The organism is Mycobacterium sp. IDUB_1 (assembly GCF_055419625.1).
On sequence record NZ_JBVAYA010000001.1, the window covers coordinates 1,966,584 to 1,983,136 of the forward strand.

Below are 16,553 nucleotides of genomic sequence, written 5' to 3' on the forward strand. Positions count from 1 at the left end.
GTGCGAAACACCCCCGGTCCCCGCGGACCGGGGGTGTTTTCGTCCACCGCTGAATGCTCGGGATCTAGTCTCCGGGCATGGACCGCATCTGGCAGTGGGCGTGGGACCGGTTCGGGGCGAGGCATCGCTGGGCGGGGCTGGCCGTCGTCGTGCCGGTGGGACTGCCGATCTACCTCTTCTTTTCGTTTCTCATCGTCGGTCTCGAAGGATCCCGCCACTACGTCGAGGCGGTCGTCATCACACTCGCCGTCCTGCTGGGGATCAATGCGTACGCGGGGCTCGCTGACCGCAAGCGTTACCGCCCTGTCGAGCAATGGGCGGGCGGTCACGACGTCGATCGGGCAATGGCGCTGGAGGCAACCTACAGCTTCGCCCGTAGCGCGGCTCTGCGTGCCGTGTGGTTGGGTGCGGTCGGTTTCGCCGTGATGTCGGTGATCGTCGGCGTATTCGTTGGGGCGGACGGATCACACCTCGTGCAGTACGGATTGCTCGGCGCCGCCGTCGGAACCGCCACCTACCTCATCAGTGTGCACAGCATGTTGGAGGCGACGACTCGGCCCGCGCGCCTTGCGATCGCGGGTGATACGAACATCGGCGACTCCCTACCGCGATCTCGCCCGACGATCGCCGCGTGGTCGAGCATGACGGTCCTGGGCACTGCCTTCATCTTTTCCGTCGAGGGCGCGATGTTGGCAGCTGCGATCGTCGGGGCCAGCCCACAGCCGCTCGTGTTTCTCGGGATCGGCGGTGCGATGACCGTCGGGTTCGGAATCCCGATGGTCGTCGGCGTGGGGTTCTCACCGTCGATGCGGCCCATTCGGGATCTCGCGGAGGGAACCGAACGCGTCACCGCCGGCGACTACGGCAAACGGGTGCCGGTGGTTCAAGACGACGATCTCGGGGTGCTGGCAGCGTCATTCAACCGCATGCAGGCGGGATTGGCTGAGCGGCAACGACTTCAGGCAGCATTCGGCGCTTACGTGGACCCCGCTCTCGCCGCGCGATTGCTCGAGCAGGGTGACGACGTGTTCACCGGCGAACGTCGCGAGGTGACGGTGATGTTCGTCGACATCCGTGACTTCACCCCGTTCGCCGAGAGGAACACCGCCGAGGACGCCGTCGCCCGCCTCAACGCACTCTTCGAGATCGTGGTGCCGGCCGTTGTCGACGCTGGTGGTCACGTCAACAAATTCCTCGGTGACGGCGCGATGGCGGTCTTCGGCGCTCCCAACGATCTTGCGGACCATGCCGATGCCGCAGTGCACGCCGCGGTGCAGATCCATCGGCTCGTCGCCCGGCAATTCGGCGGCGAGTTGCGGATAGGAACGGGCATCAACACAGGTCCCGTGATCGCCGGCACGATCGGTGGTGGTCATCATCTCGAGTTCACCCTGATCGGCGATACTACGAATGTCGCTGCCCGCGTCGAACAGCTCACCAAGATCACGGGCGACCCCATCCTTCTGACCCAGCGGACCGTCGACGCGCTGGCTTCCCGTCCGCCCGTCCTGATCGATCGCGGGTTCCACGCCTTGAAGGGCAAGTCGGCTCCCACAGCGGTCTTTGGTCTGGACCCGACGGACAGGGGTTAGCAGCGGCGCTCGTTGAGTTAGCAACAAGTGACGTCACGAGGTCGAGATCGGAACCCGATCGTCGCGAACGTCCCCGTGCGCGAACGCACTCCACTGCGCGCGCATCCGCACCGCCAACTCGTCGTCGACCCCGCTCGCGCCCAACATCGGTGCGTCTGACCATGTTTCGCGCGAACCCAGCAGCAGCGGAACCTCGATACAGTGGCATGCGCCGAACGGGCCCGGGGTCCAGTCGACGCGGTAGGTGTGAGCCCGCCCGCCGGCCGCGCGCCAGGATGCGGCGAGCGCGATCGCGGGGGCCCCGAACATCTGCCGCGTGATCACGCGTCCCACCGCCGATGACGCCGCGCCTCCGACTGCTGCCAGCCGGCGCAACCGCGCGCCGCGCGGGTCGAGCATGACGAACGGCAGCGCGTCGTCGCGGGTGTACCCGACGAGAATCTCGACGCGCGACGCCGCGGACGTCATCGCCGCACCCATCGGCGCCTGTCCCACCGTCGGGGCGAACGGCATCTTGCCGATCATGCCGAACGGCGCAGCGGCAGTCAGTGCGGCCACCTGCGCCTCCAGCAGCAGCCCGATGTCCGCAGTGTCCGGTGCCACGCCCGACAGCCGTGCCACTGCCGCCTCCCGCATGGCCGAGACCATCGCGGTGCGGTCCACGCCGTGTACGCCCAGCGGTGCGCTCTGCAGAATCGCCCGGGAGAAAAAGGTCTGGGTCTCCGGGCACATCATCAACGCCAGCGCCGAATAGCCGCCCGCGGACTGGCCGAACACCGTGACTCGTCGAGGGTCACCGCCGAACGCGGCGATGTTGTCCTGCACCCACCGCAGCGCGGCGATCTGGTCCTGCAGCCCGAGGTTCTCGCAGCCCGCGTCGGCGAGGTTGAGGAAGCCCAGAATGCCGAGCCGGTAGCTCACCCGAACGACGATCACCCGGCCTTCGCGCACCAGCGCGTCGGGATCGTACTTGGCGGCTTCACCGCTCCCCGACACGTAAGCGCCGCCGTGGAACCACACCATCACCGGCAGGTCGGTCGCGTCTGCCGGGGCGGTCACGCTCAGCACCTGGCACTGCTCGCTCGTTTCGAGTTCGTCGCCCACGGGCCCGGTGAGGAAACCCAGCCGCGACGGCAGTTGAGGGCAGGCAGGGCCACGCGCGGTCGCGTCGACGACGTCGGGTGACGCGACAACGGGGAACGGCGGCGCGAAACGATCGGCCGTCGCATACCGCACCCCGCGGGCCTGGATCAGCCCGTCGACCTCACTGACCAGCAGTCGGCCACCCGTCGAGGAGATCTCACGCGTGGCCACGGTCCAACCCTAGGGTGATGTGCCCACACTCACCCTGCCAGGCCCTGGTCATCGAGCCTGCCATGAGTAAAATGGATTTTGCTCATGACCGAGACGGATGAGCGAATCCACAGAACCAGGAGGGCACAGCCGTGGGCGCGCAGTCACGCCAGCGGGGGCTATTGAGCCGGATCGTGCGGGAGACCGACCCGCCGACCGGCGCCATGCCGCGGCTTCCGGCATCGACGGCCGACATCGACGACGCCTACTACGCGCGCGTCGGTGACGTGCTCGACCTGGCCGGAAACATCGGCGCCATCCTGATGGCGTCGGGCACACCTGCCACCGCCACGATGGATCAGGTCACCGCGATCACGTCGGCCTACGGCGTCGAACGCTGTGAGGTCGACGTCATCAACACCACGATCCACATCGCCGCGTATCGCGGACCGTCGTCACCGGTCAGCACCCTGCACATCGTGCAGTCGCGCTCCATCGACTTCAGCAGGCTGGCGGCTGTGGACCGGCTGATCACCAAGATCCGTGCCGGTGAGATCTCGCCGAGCGACGCTCGCGCCGAACTCGACCAGATCATCATCGCCCCGCACCCGTATCGCCGGTGGATCGCCACCCTGGCCTGGGGTGCGCTGGCGTTCGCCACCGCAGGCACGCTCGGCGCGAGCTGGCTGGCCTGCGTGGTCAGCGCGTTGAGCACCATGACCATCGACCGCGTGAACCGCCGCCTCAATCGGCACGGCCTTCCCTTCTTCTTCCAGTACGCGGTCGGCGGTGCGATCGCTGCCGCGCCGCCGATCATCCTGTACTGGCTCAGCCCCAGACTGGGTCTGCACTTCGAGCCCAGCGTGGCCATCGCGGCCGGCCTGGTCGTGCTGCTCGCGGGACTGTCCCTGGTGGGGTCGGTCGGCGACGTCATCAGCGGTGCGCCGGTCACGGCTGCCGGACGCTTCTTCGAGCTGGTGATGATGACGGGAGCGACGATCGCCGGCGTGGCTCTGGTGCTGCACCTGGCCAACCGTTTCGGCGCGCCGTTCGTGGCCATCGACGCCCACTCGCCCCCTGCCATCGCCGAGTTCCCTGCCCGCGTCGCGTTCGGCGCCGCAAGCGCGGCGGCCTATGCACTGGCCTGCTACGCCGAACGCTCGGCGGCCATCGCGGCCGCCTTCGGTGGGGCGGCGGGCACCATCGCGTTCCTGCTCGCGCAGGGCGCGGGCCTGGGAACTGTGGTGGCGTCGTTCGTGGCGGCAGTGCCGATCGGACTGGTCGGCCGGCTCATGGAGCGCCGCAACCTGGCCCCGCCCATGGTCGTGTCGATCGCGGGCATCGTGCCGCTGCTGCCGGGTCTTTCCCTGCTGCACGGCATCTACGCGATCCTCAACGATCAGAGTGCCGTGGGCTTCGCGTCGGTGCTGGGCGCCTTCGCGATCGGCACGGCGCTGGCCGCGGGCGTGACGCTCGGGGAGTGGAGTTCGTGGAAGGTCCGCAGGCGGCGTCTGCAGGCGCGGCGCACGAACCGAAACCTCAAGCTGGCGGGACGCTCGCCGCTGAGCTCAGCGGATTAGGTGGCTTCCAGCCGGGCTCGCACGGCGGCCATCCGCTGCTGAAGGTCGGCCTCGGAGATGACCCCGCGCGCCAGCAGCGAGTGGGTGAGTGCGACGAGCTGGTTCTCGGGGTACGGCAGATCGGAGTAGGTGGTCGCCACGAGGGCGTCCTCCTCGTCGCGGCGCTCCTTGAACGTCGGCACGCCTCCGTCACAGGCGGCGCGGTCCAGCGCGTCGCACAACCCGTCCAGGCTGGTCTTCCACGGCGGCACCGGGTTGTCGACGCCGTACTTCGCGGCCATGCGCGGCCAGATCTGATCGCGATCGATCATGCCGCGCAACGCTGAGCTGTCCACCGTCACTCCGCGATCGGGTGCAGCGCGGGCCGGGTGTCGGTGACGACGTTGGTGGTCACCCCGGGCTTGGGCAGCGCGACGCCGATCAGGCAGTCGCGGGTGACGATCTCGGCCAACTGGTCCTCGGTCCAGCCCTCGGTGCCGGCGGGCCGCATCGGCATCACCATGAAGCGGTGCTTCTGGTTGGAGTCCTGCACCCGGACCTCGACGTCGTCGGGCAGATACAGCCCGAACTCGGCGAGGACCTGACGGGGCCAACGCACCAGCCGACGGCGGTAGTTGGGCGTGCGGTACCACTCGGGCGAGTTCCCGAGGATCGGTCGGGGATAGCACGAACACAACGCGCACACGATGACGTGGTGCACACCGGGGGTGTCGACCAGGATCTCGAAAGCGGTGAAATCGCTGGGTGTTCCGAATCCGGTCGGTTCCATCCAGTCGACGCCGACCTCCTTGCTGGCGGCCATCGGTTCGGTCTGCGCGAGCTGTGCGAAGTCCGGATCCAGCCATGCCCGGGCCACCAGCCGTGCGGCGGGCGTCGGGCCGATCTGCTCGGCGAACTCGGTGAACCGCCGGTGGTCCTCTGCGGTGAAGATCCCCTTCTCGATGCACAGTTCGCGCAGTGCGATCTCCAACACCTCGAAATCGGTGATCTCGTCGACCATGGGCTTGACGGTGCGGTCGTGGTCGTGGTCGTGGTCGTGGTCGTGAGACACAGTCGGATTCCCCTCTCGGACGGCGCAATTCAGCGTGGCGCGAGCCAGCGCTCGGGTAGCTCGGTACGCAGTGTGTCCGCGGCGGTGCCGGTATAGCCGTCCCAGAGCTCGCTCTGGGTGAACTCGACGACGTAGAACCACTCCGGGCGCGCGTCGGGCCGGTCCCAGGTCTCGTCCTCGGCCGCCGGGCTCTCGTAGGCCACGGTGGCGATGCGCCCCGCCGCGCCGCGCACGTATTCGGGGGTGCGGGTGTAGAAGATCACCGGGAGGTCGCGTACGACCACCTCATCGCCGACGGAGAAGCGCGGGGGACCGGCCTGTCCGGCGTAGACCTGAGGGTCACCCTTGCCGACGGCGTGCCGGTGGTGAGCGTTGCGGGCGACGTCGGCACCGTCACCGTGCGATCTCGGCTGCGCCTCCGGGGCGCGGCCCGCCAGTCCGCCGGCGTAGCGCTGCGCCACCTCAGCCATGCGCTCGCTGAGCTCTCCGAGGCTGACGTGGTGCTTCTCGACGAGCACCCGGGCCACGGCGAGCAGCCATCTGCCGTAGTACGGCAGCCCCAGATACTCGGCGCGGCCCACGTCGACGTTGCCGATCCGGCGACGCTCCTCGGAGAGCCAGATGCCGCGCGCGGCGAGCACCTCGCACATGACGTAGGTGAGCTCTTCCCACTGTTCGTACTGTTTGTTCTCGTACTTCATGGGAGCGTCGGGCTCACCGCCGACATCGTGAACAGGCTTGAGATAGGCCTTGATTCGCGCGGAATCGAGTAGGTCGGGCGGGGGAGCGTCGGGCAACTCGGGAAAAGCGGATTTCAGGCGCGCCACCAGCTCGAGTTGTGTGGCGCGCTCAGCGGCGGTACTCATCCCTGTGACCCCCGGGGGTGGCAGCTAGGCCTTGCGGTCCGAGCCTAACCTCGGCTCCGGCCGTCCCGGGGGGTTTCGGGACGATCAGGCGGAGCGGCGAATTCCGCGCTTGAGCAGGAGTTCGCGCTCGGACTCGCTCAGGCCGCCCCAGATGCCGTAGGGCTCACCCACAGCGAGCGCATGTGAGCGGCACTGGGTGATCACGGGGCAGCTGCGGCACATCTCCTTGGCACGCATCTCACGCTGTGCGCGGGCACGACCACGCTCGCCGTCGGGATGGAAGAACATCGAGGAGTCGACTCCCCGGCAAAGCCCCTGCATCTGCCAATCCCAGATGTCGGCGTTCGGACCGGGAAGCTGCTGCGGCTGTGGCATTGCGAAACCCCTCTCGGCACATCCCATTTGTCGAAAACTCAACGGATGCGTCAGTCGTGGAATAGATCCGAGCCAAGTCGCCGATGACCACTCGTGCACACAACGTAGAAGGGCTCCGGAATTTCCGTCAATAGCCTCCCCTGTGCGAAAGCGCATACGGCCCAGGCGAGATTTAACACCGCGTTCATCGGTGCGACTCGTTCGCAACGACGGAGGTGATAAACGCTTGCGGTTCACCGCGCCGTTCGGCGTCATTTGACCCGGTCAGTTAATGTCGCGCTGACAGAACAGAACTCGACACCCGTCGATCAGTTTTCATGTTCGTAACACGGCGAGCATGAACTGTTAACTGACGGGCAGAACAGATTGGCCGTTGTTGATAGCGTCGGCTCTCGACATGGTCTTCGATCCAGACGTGGCAGCGTTCGGTAGCAACCCCGGCGCGTGGCCGCTGGCAGCTGCGAACACTCCCCACGGGCTGTGGCTGCGTGCCGTCGCCGCCGGTGGCCAGGGTCGCTACGCCGCGGCCGAGGCGGATCTCGATGAGCTGCTGCGCCGCGCCGAACGCGGGCCGCTCGCCTCTCTGGCGCTGAGCACCCGCGGCTCGTTCCGGCGCCAGCTCGGCTGGCACGAGCGCGCCCGCTCCCACGACGGTGCCGCATGGAGGCTGTCCAACGGCGCCGGCGACGCGGGCGCTGACGCGCTGATCGGGCTGGCCGCCGATGCGTTGGGCGTCGGACGGTTCGCGGCCTCACAGCGGGCGCTGGGCCGCGCCGCCGACCTTTTGTCGGCAACGCCGTCGTCCCGGCTCCCGATCCGCCTGGCGTGGGTCGCGGCGGAGCTGGCGATGGCCCGGGGCGACGCCTCCGCCCTCGGCCACGCGGAGCGGGCCGTCGAGCTGGCCGAGCACACACCGTCGGTGCGACACCGGGTCAAGTCGCTGCTCGTGCGGGCCGCGGCGCACTGCGCATCCGGCGACCTCGATGCCGCCCGTGAGGACGGCGATCGCGTCCTCGCGCAGACCGCCGAGCACGGCCTCGTCCCGTTGCGCTGGGCAGCCGCTTCGCTGCTCGAGGGCATCGGGAGTGTGAACAGTTCCGAGCGCGAGGTCACGGACATTCGTCGGAGTTGCGCCGAAACCGTGATCAGACGGGGCGGCGTGTGGCGCTCGCGCTAACGGGGCTGCGCCCCCAGTGGTCGTTATTGTTTAGCTGAGCCACACAACTGACACCTCCGATCCGGTGTCCCTGACGTAACGCTGGAGAGCCTGCTCACGATGACAATTTCGGGAGAACGTCTCGATGCTGTCGTGGCAGAAGCCATTGCCGGCAACCGGGATGCACTCCGGGAGGTGCTGGAGATCATCCGCCCCCTCGTCGTCCGCTATTGCCGGGCGCGAGTGGGAACCGCGGAACGAAGCGGTCTCTCAGCTGATGACGTTGCTCAGGAGGTGTGCTTGGCTGCCATCACCGCGCTGCCGCGGTACAAGGATCAGGGACGACCGTTCCTGGCCTTTGTGTACGGCATTGCAGCGCACAAGGTTGCCGACGCACATCGGGCCGCCGGACGTAACAAGGCAGACCCGATGGAGGTGGTGCCGGAACGCTTCTCCGGCGAGGCCGGTCCCGAGCAGATGGCCATCGACTCCGAGGCGTCGGCCAGGATGAACGCCCTCCTGCAGATCCTTCCCGAGAAGCAGCGCGAGATCCTGATCCTTCGGGTCGTCGTCGGCATGAGCGCCGAAGAGACCGCCGAGGCGGTCGGCAGCACAGCGGGTGCGGTCCGGGTGGCTCAGCACCGCGCGCTGTCTCGCTTGAAGACGGAGATCATGGCGACGGGACGTGACCATGCCTGACTTCGGACGCTGGAACAACAGCGGGGGAGATCCGTCGCTGAACGAGATCAACCGCACCGATCAGTTCCTCGACGCACTGGCCGGGCAGCAGCCCGTCTACTCCACCGACCGCGGCGACGCGGAATTGGCGCAGTTGTTGGCCGGCTGGCGCGACGACGTACGCGAGACGCCGATGAACGACGTGCTGACGCTGCAGGACGCCGCCGCGGCCCTCGATCGCGTGAGTTCGCCGGGGCGGCGGCGCCGGGTGTCGCTGGCCGTGGTCGGCTCGGCGGCGGCTGCAGTGCTGTGCCTGGGTGGGTTCGGCGCGGTGGTCGCAGGCTCCGGCCCGGGTGATGCGCTGTACGGCTTGCGTACCGTGCTCTTCGGCGAGCAGGCGCAGACCCGCGACGACGCGGTCGCCCTGGCCGCGCAGACCGAGATGCAGCAGGTCCAGAAGCTGATCGAGCAGGGTGACTGGCAGGGCGCCCAGGCCAAGCTCGAGGCGGTCACCACGACCGTCGCGACGGTCGGCGACGACCAGCGCAAGGCTGAGCTGGTGTCCCAGTGGCAGGAGCTGACCGTCAAGGTCGAGGCTCAGAATCCCGCCGCGACAGTGGCGCCGGGTGCACCGCTGCCCACGTTCCCGGTGGTGAGCATCGACCCGAGCGCTGTTCTTCCGACCTCACCGTCGGACACGACGTCTGTGACAGGGTCTTCGGAGACGACATCGGTGACCACGTCGGTCACGCCGTCCTCTCCGGCCGAGACCACCACCTCGGGCGAGGCCACGTCGAGCGAGGCCCCGTCGTCGACCGCGGTGACGACGCCGTCGTCGGCAGCATCCTCGTCGGTCGCTGCGACACCGTCGAGCACTGCGGTTCCGACGTCGACCACGCAGCAGCCGGCTCCGTCGTCGACCACGTCGCGCACGACTGCCGCCCCGACGAGCTCGTCCCCGGCGTCGACGTCGGCGGCGGCCGTCCCGCCGACCACGACGACCTCGGTGGTGGTGCAACAGTCGACGACGACCGCGGCACCGCGGGTGACGACAACGGCAGCACCGACGGCGGTAGCGCCTCCGGCGAATACATCCGCGCCGATCGTCGCGATTCCGCCGAGCGCGGTGGAGCCCGTCGTGCCCGCAGTTCCTGCGTTACCGACCACGACGATCCTGCCGGTGGTCCCGGAGGCGCCCCGCTGACGGGCGAGGAATTCAGCCCTCAGCGATAGCCGTCGGACTCCGAGGCCGCTTCGTTCAGCGACGCATCGGCGTACCCGCGGCAGTAGTCCCACGTGACATACGAATCCGGCTCGGGATCGTAGGCCGGCTCGTGCGGCCGTACGGTGCCGTCGACCAAGAGCTGCAGCAGGTTGGCGCGCAGCATGTCCCAGTCGTGGTAGTGGTCTTGCTGGCACTCGTCACAGCAGACGACCAACCCGCGAATTCCCTTGTGCGCCAACAGCGCTTCATAAACAGCCAGGTCGGCCAGGTCGGCCTCCACGGCGGTGCGTTCCTGCGGATCCAGCGGCTGCCCCGGCTCCAGTGCATCGAGTGCTGCCGACGGGTCGCTCGGGTCGTCGGCGAACGGGTCAGGCGGCAATCCTGGTGGCAGGTGGTCTCGCACGCCACAAGAGTACGCAGCCCTGCGGGTATCGCGCCAGCACTCGCGCGGCACGTCATGGCGAACACAAATGACGTGCTTGATGCCGATAAGATGGGCTTTCAGGTCGCGTTCGTCTCCGGATCGAAGGGCCTGTCCCGTGTCTGGTTACTGGAGGCTCCCATGTCGATCGCCGAGAGCAGCATTCCCCTGGCCGTGCCGGTGCCCACCGGCGGCGATGATCCGACCAAGGTGGCCATGCTCGGCCTCACATTCGACGACGTCCTGCTGCTGCCCGCCGCCTCCGATGTGATTCCCGCCACAGCGGATACATCCAGCCAACTGACCCGCAAGATCCGGCTGAAGGTGCCGCTGGTCAGCTCGGCGATGGACACCGTGACGGAGTCGCGGATGGCGATCGCGATGGCCCGCGCCGGCGGCATGGGGGTGCTGCACCGCAATCTGCCCGCGGCCGAGCAGGCCTCCGCAGTGGAAACCGTCAAGCGGTCCGAGGCCGGCATGGTGACCGACCCCGTGACCTGCTCGCCGGACAACACGCTCGCCGAGGTCGACGCGATGTGCGCGCGGTTCCGCATCTCGGGTCTGCCCGTGGTCGACAACGCGGGCCAGCTCGTTGGCATCATCACCAACCGCGACATGCGCTTCGAGCTCGACCAGTCCAAGGCCGTTCGTGAGGTCATGACCAAGGCCCCGCTGATCACCGCGCAGGAAGGTGTCTCGGCCGAAGCCGCACTGGGCTTGTTGCGCCGCAACAAGATCGAGAAGCTGCCGATCGTCGACGGGAACGGCAAACTCACCGGTCTCATCACGGTGAAGGACTTCGTCAAGACCGAGCAGTTCCCGCTGGCCACCAAGGACAGCGACGGGCGGCTGCTGGTCGGCGCGGCGGTCGGCGTCGGCGACGACGCGTGGTCGCGCGCGATGACGCTGGCCGACGCCGGCGTGGACGTGCTGATCGTCGACACCGCGCACGCCCACAACCGCGGTGTTCTCGACATGGTGCACCGGCTCAAGGTCACCATCGGCGACCGCGTGGAGATCGTCGGCGGCAACGTCGCCACGCGTGCGGCGGCCGCGGCGCTGGTCGAAGCGGGTGCCGACGCGGTCAAGGTCGGCGTCGGACCGGGCTCGATCTGCACCACCCGCGTGGTCGCCGGGGTCGGCGCTCCGCAGATCACGGCAATTCTGGAAGCCGTCGCCGCCTGTGCGCCGCACGGTGTGCCCGTGATCGCCGACGGCGGGCTGCAGTACTCCGGTGACATCGCCAAGGCGCTGGCTGCGGGTGCGTCGACGGCCATGCTCGGCTCGCTGCTGGCCGGCACCGCCGAATCGCCCGGTGACCTGATCTTCGTCAACGGCAAGCAGTTCAAGAGTTACCGCGGCATGGGCTCGCTGGGAGCGATGCAGGGTCGCGGCGCGGGCGGCAATCTGCGCGGCTCCTTCTCCAAGGACCGCTACTTCCAGGACGACGTGCTGTCGGAGGACAAGCTGGTGCCCGAGGGCATCGAGGGCCGGGTGCCGTTCCGCGGACCGCTCTCGCAGGTCATCCACCAGCTCGTCGGCGGGCTGCGTGCGGCCATGGGGTACACCGGCTCGGCCACCATCGAGGCACTGCAGCAGGCGCAGTTCGTGCAGATCACCGCGGCTGGTCTCAAAGAGAGCCATCCCCACGACATCACGATGACGGTGGAAGCCCCCAACTACACCACCCGTTAGGGTCGTCGCGGGATCTACAGGGGAGTGGACAACATGCGAGACATGGTCGAGATCGGCATGGGCCGAACCGCGCGCCGTACCTACGAGCTCGGCGACATCAACATCGTGCCGTCACGGCGCACCCGGTCGTCCAAGGACGTCTCGACCTCCTGGCAGCTCGATGCCTACCGGTTCGAGATCCCGGTGCTCGCCCACCCGACCGATGCTCTGGTGTCTCCGGAGTTCGCCATCGAACTCGGCCGCCTCGGCGGGCTGGGCATCCTCAACGGCGAGGGCCTGATCGGCCGACACGCCGATGTCGAGGCGCGCATCGCCGAGGTCATCGAGGCGGCCTCGAAGGAACCCGATCCGTCGGTGTCGGTTCGGCTGCTGCAGCAATTGCACTCTGCACCAATCGATCTCGATCTGCTCGGAGCCGCGGTGGCGCGGATTCGGGAAGCCGGGGTCACCACCGCGGTGCGCGTGTCGCCGCAGAACGCGCAGGCGCTGACGCCGACGCTGGTGGCTGCCGGAATCGACCTCCTGGTCATCCAGGGCACCATCATCTCCGCGGAGAGAGTCGCTTCCGACGGGGAACCGCTGAACCTGAAGACGTTCATCTCCGAGCTCGACGTGCCGGTGGTCGCCGGCGGCGTGCTCGACCATCGCACCGCGCTGCATCTGATGCGGACGGGGGCGGCCGGCGTGATTGTCGGGTACGGCTCGACGGTCGGGGTGACGACGTCCGACGAGGTGCTCGGCATCAGCGTGCCGATGGCCACCGCGATCGCCGACGCGGCCGCCGCGCGGCGCGAGTATCTCGACGAGACGGGCGGCCGGTATGTGCATGTCCTCGCCGACGGCGACATCCACACCTCCGGTGAGTTGGCGAAGGCGATCGCCTGCGGCGCCGATGCCGTCGTGCTCGGCACCCCGCTCGCATCGGCGGCCGAGGCGCTCGGCGGTGGCTGGTTCTGGCCGGCCGCGGCCGCGCACCCGTCGCTGCCGCGCGGCGCCCTGCTGCAGGTGGCGACCGAGGAGCGTCCGTCGCTCGAGCAGGTGCTCGGTGGTCCGTCGGACGATCCGTTCGGCTCACTGAACCTGGTCGGAGGTCTGCGACGGTCGATGGCCAAGGCCGGGTACTGCGATCTCAAGGAGTTCCAGAAGGTCGGGTTGACCGTCGGTAACTGAGTCATGAGCGCCCGCCGAAGGAGAGCTTTACAAATTAGGGCAACCTGTCTAGAAACTACCGGTCGGTAAGTTCATAATGGACGCCATGGAACCTGACTACGACGTCGTGATCATCGGTTCGGGGTTCGGCGGCAGCGTCAGCGCGCTGCGACTCACCGAGAAGGGCTATCGGGTCCTGGTACTCGAGGCGGGCAAGCGCTACGAGGACCCTGACTTCGCCAAGACGTCATGGAACCTGCGCCGGTTCCTGTGGGCGCCGCGGTTCGGCATGTTCGGCATCCAGCGCATCCACCTGCTCAACAACGTGATGATCCTGGCGGGTGCCGGCGTCGGCGGCGGCTCACTGAACTATGCCAACACGTTGTACGTGCCGCGTGAGCCGTTCTTCAACGATCCGCAATGGCGCGACATCACCGACTGGCGCGCCGAGCTGTTGCCGCACTACGACCAGGCGCAGCGGATGCTGGGTGTTGTCACGAACCCGACCGTCACCGACGCCGACCGCATCATGCAGGAGGTCGCCGAGGACATGGGCTGCCGCGACACCTGGGTGCCTACGCCGGTGGGCGTCTTCTTCGGCCCCGACGGCGAGAAGGCCCCCGGCCAGCTCCTTCCCGATCCCTACTTCGGTGGCGCCGGCCCGGCGCGCACCGGCTGCATCGAGTGCGGATCGTGCATGACCGGCTGCCGCTTCGGCGCCAAGAACACGCTGGTGAAGAACTACCTCGCACTCGCAGAGCGGGCGGGCGCGCGCATCGAGCCGATGACCACAGTGACCGACTTCAGCGAGCGCCCCGACGGTACCTGGCAGGTCCGTACGGTCCGTACGGGGAGCTGGGTGCGTCGCACTCGTCGCACCTTCACCGCCAACCACGTCATCGTCGCCGCAGGCACGTACGGCACGCAGCGGCTGCTGTTCAAGATGCGCGACACCGGCCGGCTGCCGAAGCTCTCCCGCCGCCTCGGCGAGCTCACACGCACCAACTCCGAGTCGATCGTCGGGGCCGGGCGCTTGCAGGTGGCCGACGATTTGAACCTCACCCACGGCGTGGCGATCACCTCGTCGATCCACCCCACCTCCGACACCCACGTCGAACCCTGCCGGTACGGCAAGGGCTCCAATGCCATGGGGCTGCTGCAGACGCTGATGACCGACGGCTCCGGGCCGGAGGGCACTGATGTGCCGCGCTGGAAGCAGTTGGTGCGCACCGCTCGCGAGGATCCGAAGGGCACGCTGCGCCTGCTCAATCCTCGCCGGTGGAGCGAGCGCACGATGATCGCGCTCGTCATGCAGAACCTGGACAACTCGATCACCACGTTCACCAAGCGGACCCGCTTCGGTTTCCACCGCTACCTGAGCAAGCAGGGCCACGGCGAACCGAACCCGTCGTGGATTCCGGTCGGCAACGAGGTGACCCGCCGCATCGCCAAGAAGATCGACGGCGTCGCAGGCGGAACCTGGGGCGAGCTGTTCAACATCCCGCTCACCGCGCACTTCCTGGGCGGGGCGGTCATCGGCAACAGTCCCGAGCACGGAGTCATCGACCCCTACCATCGGGTGTGGAACTACCCCACGCTCTCGGTGGTCGACGGGTCGGCCATCTCGGCGAATCTCGGTGTCAATCCCTCGCTTTCGATCACCGCGCAGGCCGAGCGCGCCGCCTCGCTGTGGCCGAACAAGGGCGAGAAAGATCAGCGGCCCGCGCAGGGTGAGCCCTACCGTCAGCTGGATCCGATCGAGCCCTCCCACCCGGTGGTGCCCGCGGGCGCACCCGCCGCTCTGGACTGGGGGGTGTCGGCCGAGACGGTCAACCGGCGCGATCCCACCACAGCGGAAGCGCAGGGCGCCTGACGTCGGAGGCTCCCCACTAGACTGTGCGGGTGAATTCCGCTGCTCCCCGCCCGGTACTGGTGGTCGATTTCGGTGCCCAGTACGCCCAGCTGATCGCACGCCGGGTGCGCGAGGCGCGGGTGTTCTCAGAAGTCATCCCGCACACCGCGACCGTCGACGAGATCAAGGCCCGCAACCCGCGCGCGGTCGTGCTGTCCGGCGGCCCGGCCAGCGTGTACTCCGAGGGCGCGCCTCAACTCGACCCCGCGCTGTTCGACCTCGACATCCCGGTGTTCGGCATCTGTTACGGGTTCCAGGCGATGGCCCAGGCGCTCGGAGGCACCGTCGCGCACACCGGGACCAGTGAATTCGGCCGCACCGAGCTGAATGTGGTCGGCGGAGAACTGCATTCGGACCTGCCGGCCAGGCAGCCGGTCTGGATGAGCCACGGTGACGCGGTCACCGAGGCCCCGGCCGGGTTCGACGTGGTGGCCACCAGTTCCGGTGCACCGGTGGCGGCTTTCGAGAACCGGGCGCGCGGACTGGCGGGTGTGCAGTACCACCCGGAGGTCATGCACAGCCCGCACGGGCAGCAAGTCCTCAGCCGCTTCCTCCACGAGTTCGCCGGCATCGACGCGACGTGGACGCCGGCCAACATCGCCGACGCCCTCGTCGAGCAGGTGCGCACCCAGATCGGAGACGGGCGCGCGATCTGCGGGCTGTCCGGCGGCGTGGATTCCGCGGTCGCCGCGGCACTGGTCCAGCGCGCCATCGGTGACCGGCTGACGTGCGTGTTCGTCGACCACGGTCTGCTGCGCGCCGGGGAGCGCGCCCAGGTGCAGCGGGACTTCGTCGCCGCCACCGGTGCGAATCTCGTCACCGTCGACGTGGCCGACCGCTTCCTCGAGGCGCTGTCGGGGGTCACGAACCCGGAAGGCAAGCGCAAGATCATCGGGCGCGAGTTCATCCGGGCGTTCGAAGGTGCAGTGCGGGATGCGTTGGGAGCGGCCGAAGGTGATGTCGAGTTCCTGGTCCAGGGCACGCTGTACCCCGACGTCGTGGAATCGGGCGGCGGCACCGGCACCGCGAACATCAAGAGCCACCACAACGTCGGCGGCCTTCCCGGTGATCTGAAGTTCACACTCGTCGAACCACTGCGGCTGCTGTTCAAGGACGAGGTCCGAGCAGTCGGCCGCGAACTCGGGCTGCCCGAGGAGATCGTTGCGCGCCAACCCTTTCCGGGGCCAGGGCTGGGCATCCGGATCGTCGGCGAGGTCACCGCGGACCGGCTCGACACGCTGCGTCGCGCCGATGCCATCGCCCGCGAGGAGCTGACCTCGGCAGGCCTGGATCACCAGATCTGGCAATGCCCGGTGGTGTTGCTGGCCGACGTGCGGTCGGTGGGCGTCCAGGGCGACGGCCGCACCTACGGGCACCCGATCGTGCTGCGGCCGGTGTCGAGCGAGGACGCGATGACCGCGGATTGGACCCGCGTGCCCTACGAGGTGCTGGAGCGGATTTCGACGCGCATCACCAATGAGGTGCGCGAAGTGAACCGTGTTGTGATGGACGTCACAAGCAAGCCGCCGGGGACGATTGAATGGGAGTGACGTCACTTTT

Annotated in this window: 15 protein-coding genes; 9 read left to right on the forward strand and 6 right to left on the reverse strand. The window is 68.2% G+C overall.

Annotated features, from left to right (window positions below; translation table 11 throughout):
- Positions 1 to 77 precede the first annotated feature (77 nt).
- The gene (locus tag ACZYYX_RS10075; RefSeq protein WP_463814250.1) at positions 78 to 1,592 is read left to right on the forward strand and encodes an adenylate/guanylate cyclase domain-containing protein; all 1,515 of its coding nucleotides are present in this window, start codon (positions 78 to 80) and stop codon (positions 1,590 to 1,592) included.
- Positions 1,593 to 1,625: 33 nt separating this feature from the next.
- Here ACZYYX_RS10075 and ACZYYX_RS10080 read toward each other — a convergent pair whose 3' ends face one another.
- Complete coding sequence (locus ACZYYX_RS10080) at positions 1,626 to 2,906, reverse strand: carboxylesterase family protein (protein ID WP_463814251.1); 1,281 nt, start codon at positions 2,904 to 2,906, stop codon at positions 1,626 to 1,628.
- A gap of 173 nt (positions 2,907 to 3,079) precedes the next feature.
- On the opposite strand from ACZYYX_RS10080, the gene ACZYYX_RS10085 reads away from it, so the two are divergent.
- Positions 3,080 to 4,465 (forward strand): threonine/serine exporter family protein, encoded by a 1,386-nt coding sequence (locus tag ACZYYX_RS10085; protein ID WP_463814252.1) that lies wholly within the window; start codon positions 3,080 to 3,082, stop codon positions 4,463 to 4,465.
- On the opposite strand, the gene ACZYYX_RS10090 is transcribed toward ACZYYX_RS10085, so the two are convergent.
- The 4 genes from ACZYYX_RS10090 to ACZYYX_RS10105 all read right to left on the reverse strand — a co-directional run bounded on the left by ACZYYX_RS10090 (position 4,462) and on the right by ACZYYX_RS10105 (position 6,757).
- Positions 4,462 to 4,776: a thiocyanate hydrolase gene (locus ACZYYX_RS10090; RefSeq protein WP_463814863.1), complete on the reverse strand. Its 315-nt coding sequence runs from the start codon at positions 4,774 to 4,776 to the stop codon at positions 4,462 to 4,464. The genes ACZYYX_RS10085 and ACZYYX_RS10090 overlap by 4 nt on opposite strands.
- Positions 4,777 to 4,802: 26 nt before the next feature.
- Positions 4,803 to 5,465 carry a thiocyanate hydrolase subunit gamma gene (gene scnC / locus ACZYYX_RS10095; RefSeq protein ID WP_463814864.1) on the reverse strand — a complete coding sequence of 221 codons (663 nt, stop codon included), beginning with the start codon at positions 5,463 to 5,465 and terminating at the stop codon, positions 4,803 to 4,805.
- An 80-nt stretch (positions 5,466 to 5,545) separates the two neighbouring features.
- A complete protein-coding gene (locus ACZYYX_RS10100) occupies positions 5,546 to 6,382 on the reverse strand; it encodes an SH3-like domain-containing protein (RefSeq protein ID WP_463814253.1) in 837 nt (278 codons plus the stop codon).
- Between the two features lie 84 nt (positions 6,383 to 6,466).
- Entirely contained in the window at positions 6,467 to 6,757 is a 291-nt protein-coding gene (locus ACZYYX_RS10105; protein ID WP_043406099.1) for a WhiB family transcriptional regulator, read from the reverse strand.
- Positions 6,758 to 7,154: 397 nt separating this feature from the next.
- Here ACZYYX_RS10105 and ACZYYX_RS10110 point away from each other — a divergent pair, with 397 nt between their 5' ends.
- The 3 genes from ACZYYX_RS10110 (at position 7,155) to ACZYYX_RS10120 (ending at position 9,795) form a co-directional block, all read left to right on the forward strand.
- The gene (locus ACZYYX_RS10110; RefSeq protein ID WP_463814254.1) at positions 7,155 to 7,934 is read left to right on the forward strand and encodes a hypothetical protein; all 780 of its coding nucleotides are present in this window, start codon (positions 7,155 to 7,157) and stop codon (positions 7,932 to 7,934) included.
- Positions 7,935 to 8,033: 99 nt separating this feature from the next.
- On the forward strand, positions 8,034 to 8,612 hold the full coding sequence (locus ACZYYX_RS10115) for a sigma-70 family RNA polymerase sigma factor (protein WP_463814255.1): 579 nt from the start codon (positions 8,034 to 8,036) through the stop codon (positions 8,610 to 8,612).
- Positions 8,605 to 9,795: an anti-sigma-D factor RsdA gene (locus ACZYYX_RS10120; RefSeq protein ID WP_463814256.1), complete on the forward strand. Its 1,191-nt coding sequence runs from the start codon at positions 8,605 to 8,607 to the stop codon at positions 9,793 to 9,795. Before ACZYYX_RS10115 ends, ACZYYX_RS10120 begins: the two co-directional genes overlap by 8 nt.
- 19 nt (positions 9,796 to 9,814) lie before the next feature.
- Here the strand turns inward: ACZYYX_RS10120 and ACZYYX_RS10125 are convergent, their stop codons facing one another.
- Positions 9,815 to 10,219, reverse strand: a complete 405-nt coding sequence (locus tag ACZYYX_RS10125; RefSeq protein WP_043406106.1) for a DUF5319 domain-containing protein — start codon at positions 10,217 to 10,219, stop codon at positions 9,815 to 9,817.
- A gap of 159 nt (positions 10,220 to 10,378) precedes the next feature.
- On the opposite strand from ACZYYX_RS10125, the gene guaB reads away from it, so the two are divergent.
- The 4 genes from guaB (at position 10,379) to guaA (ending at position 16,543) form a co-directional block, all read left to right on the forward strand.
- Positions 10,379 to 11,932 carry an IMP dehydrogenase gene (gene guaB / locus ACZYYX_RS10130; protein WP_463814865.1) on the forward strand — a complete coding sequence of 518 codons (1,554 nt, stop codon included), beginning with the start codon at positions 10,379 to 10,381 and terminating at the stop codon, positions 11,930 to 11,932.
- Positions 11,933 to 11,974: 42 nt separating this feature from the next.
- Positions 11,975 to 13,102, forward strand: coding sequence for a GuaB3 family IMP dehydrogenase-related protein (locus tag ACZYYX_RS10135; protein ID WP_463814866.1), 1,128 nt, complete (start codon positions 11,975 to 11,977; stop codon positions 13,100 to 13,102).
- 85 nt (positions 13,103 to 13,187) lie between these two features.
- Complete coding sequence (locus tag ACZYYX_RS10140; protein WP_463814257.1) at positions 13,188 to 14,954, forward strand: GMC family oxidoreductase N-terminal domain-containing protein; 1,767 nt, start codon at positions 13,188 to 13,190, stop codon at positions 14,952 to 14,954.
- A 29-nt stretch (positions 14,955 to 14,983) separates the two neighbouring features.
- Complete coding sequence (gene guaA, locus ACZYYX_RS10145) at positions 14,984 to 16,543, forward strand: glutamine-hydrolyzing GMP synthase (RefSeq protein ID WP_463814258.1); 1,560 nt, start codon at positions 14,984 to 14,986, stop codon at positions 16,541 to 16,543.
- Positions 16,544 to 16,553 lie beyond the last annotated feature (10 nt).

Coding starts and splice junctions, on each gene's coding strand:
- ACZYYX_RS10075 (WP_463814250.1), top strand. CDS start 78: ATGGACCGCATCTGGCAGTGGGCGTGGGACCGGTTCGGGGCGAGGCAT.
- ACZYYX_RS10090 (WP_463814863.1), bottom strand. CDS start 4,776: ATGATCGATCGCGATCAGATCTGGCCGCGCATGGCCGCGAAGTACGGC.
- scnC (WP_463814864.1), bottom strand. CDS start 5,465: ATGGTCGACGAGATCACCGATTTCGAGGTGTTGGAGATCGCACTGCGC.
- ACZYYX_RS10100 (WP_463814253.1), bottom strand. CDS start 6,382: ATGAGTACCGCCGCTGAGCGCGCCACACAACTCGAGCTGGTGGCGCGC.
- ACZYYX_RS10105 (WP_043406099.1), bottom strand. CDS start 6,757: ATGCCACAGCCGCAGCAGCTTCCCGGTCCGAACGCCGACATCTGGGAT.
- ACZYYX_RS10110 (WP_463814254.1), top strand. CDS start 7,155: ATGGTCTTCGATCCAGACGTGGCAGCGTTCGGTAGCAACCCCGGCGCG.
- ACZYYX_RS10115 (WP_463814255.1), top strand. CDS start 8,034: ATGACAATTTCGGGAGAACGTCTCGATGCTGTCGTGGCAGAAGCCATT.
- ACZYYX_RS10120 (WP_463814256.1), top strand. CDS start 8,605: ATGCCTGACTTCGGACGCTGGAACAACAGCGGGGGAGATCCGTCGCTG.
- guaB (WP_463814865.1), top strand. CDS start 10,379: ATGTCGATCGCCGAGAGCAGCATTCCCCTGGCCGTGCCGGTGCCCACC.
- ACZYYX_RS10135 (WP_463814866.1), top strand. CDS start 11,975: ATGGTCGAGATCGGCATGGGCCGAACCGCGCGCCGTACCTACGAGCTC.
- ACZYYX_RS10140 (WP_463814257.1), top strand. CDS start 13,188: ATGGAACCTGACTACGACGTCGTGATCATCGGTTCGGGGTTCGGCGGC.